We start from the raw sequence: 1,491 nt of genomic DNA, 5'->3' as shown, positions 1-1,491 counted from the left end.
GTGATGCTATTCGCACCTTCTGTCAGCTGACCGTCTGTCGCCGTGAAGGTCCACACGCCATTCGCATCTTTGACCGCTTCACCCAGCAAGGTCGTGCCGTTGAACACTTCCACTTTCTCAACATCATCATCGATGTTGCCGAACGTGAAGGTTGGCGTCGTATCGTTAGTCAGGTTGTCTGTGTCGCTGCCGTGAGCGTCTTCTTTGCCGCTGTCGCTCGACGCMACCAGATCGATGGTCGGGGTGCTGATACCCGTATCAACCTCGTAACCACCGTCTTTGTTGTCWCCGCTTGCCTCGGTCGTCGCCGTGAACGGGTTGCCCGCTTCATCGGTGCCACTCACGCTCGCCACGATGGTGCTGTCCGCATCCGCAACTAACTCGCTGCCCGGTACATTGATGCTGTAAGTGCCATCCGCTTTCACCGTGCCTGTGTACGTCGTCGCGTCTTGGCCTTCTGCCTGCAGCGTCAACGTCACCGTATCACCAGGTTTGGCGTCGCCACCCACGGTACCCGTAATGGTCACGTCACCAGCCGCTTCCGCTGCGTTCACGATGTCGTCGCCTGCGATATCATCATCGATTGTGATGGTCGCCGACGCGACCGTATCGATGGGCCATTCGCATCTTTGACCGCTTCACCCAGCAAGGTCGTGCCGTTGAACACTTCCACTTTCTCAACATCATCATCGATGTTGCCGAACGTGAAGGTTGGCGTCGTATCGTTAGTCAGGTTGTCTGTGTCGCTGCCGTGAGCGTCTTCTTTGCCGCTGTCGCTCGACGCCACCAGATCGATGGTCGGKKTGCTGATACCCGTATCAACCTCGTAACCACCGTCTTTGTTGTCTCCGCTTGCCTCGGTCGTYGCCGTGAACGGGTTGCCCGCTTCATCGGTGCCACTCACGCTCGCCACGATGGTGCTGTCCGCATCCGATACCAGCGCACTGCCCGGTACATTGATGCTGTAAGTGCCATCCGCTTTCACCGTGCCTGTGTACGTCGTCGCGTCTTGGCCTTCTGCCTGCAGCGTCAACGTCACCGTATCACCAGGTTTGGCGTCGCCACCCACGGTGCCCGTAATGGTCACGTCACCAGCCGCTTCCGCTGCGTTCACGATGTCGTCGCCTGCGATATCATCATCGATTGTGATGGTCGCCGACGCGTCGGTATCGATGGTCACTGCGAGTGCGCCTGATGTGTCGCTATTACCCGCATCGTCCGTCGCTTTCACCGTGATGCTGTTCGCACCTTCTGTCAGCTGACCGTCTGTCGCCGTGAAGGTCCACACGCCATTCGCATCTTTGACCGCTTCACCCAGCAAGGTCGTGCCGTTGAACACTTCCACTTTCTCAACATCATCATCGATGTTGCCGAACGTGAAGGTTGGCGTCGTATCGTTAGTCAGGTTGTCTGTGTCGCTGCCGTGAGCGTCTTCTTTGCCGCTGTCGCTCGACGCCACCAGATCGATGGTCGGGGTGCTGATACCCCGTA

The 1,491-nt window shown here is 58.1% G+C and carries 2 protein-coding genes; both read right to left on the bottom strand.

What is annotated here, in order from left to right; translation table 11 throughout:
• A partial coding sequence (locus L1D22_RS22425) for an Ig-like domain-containing protein (protein WP_239831230.1) occupies positions 1–554 on the bottom strand: 554 nt, incomplete at its 3' end.
• The gene (locus L1D22_RS22170; RefSeq protein WP_345772821.1) at positions 551–1,483 is read right to left on the bottom strand and encodes an Ig-like domain-containing protein; all 933 of its coding nucleotides are present in this window, start codon (positions 1,481–1,483) and stop codon (positions 551–553) included. The genes L1D22_RS22170 and L1D22_RS22425, both read right to left, overlap by 4 nt.
• Positions 1,484–1,491: the final 8 nt, after the last annotated feature.

The sequence above is a fragment of the Vibrio sp. Isolate34 genome (assembly GCF_022397915.1).
Taxonomy (GTDB): Bacteria; Pseudomonadota; Gammaproteobacteria; order Enterobacterales; family Vibrionaceae; genus Vibrio.
The sequence above is the reverse complement of the archived record's forward strand: the minus strand, read 5'-3'. Positions and strand labels throughout refer to the sequence as shown.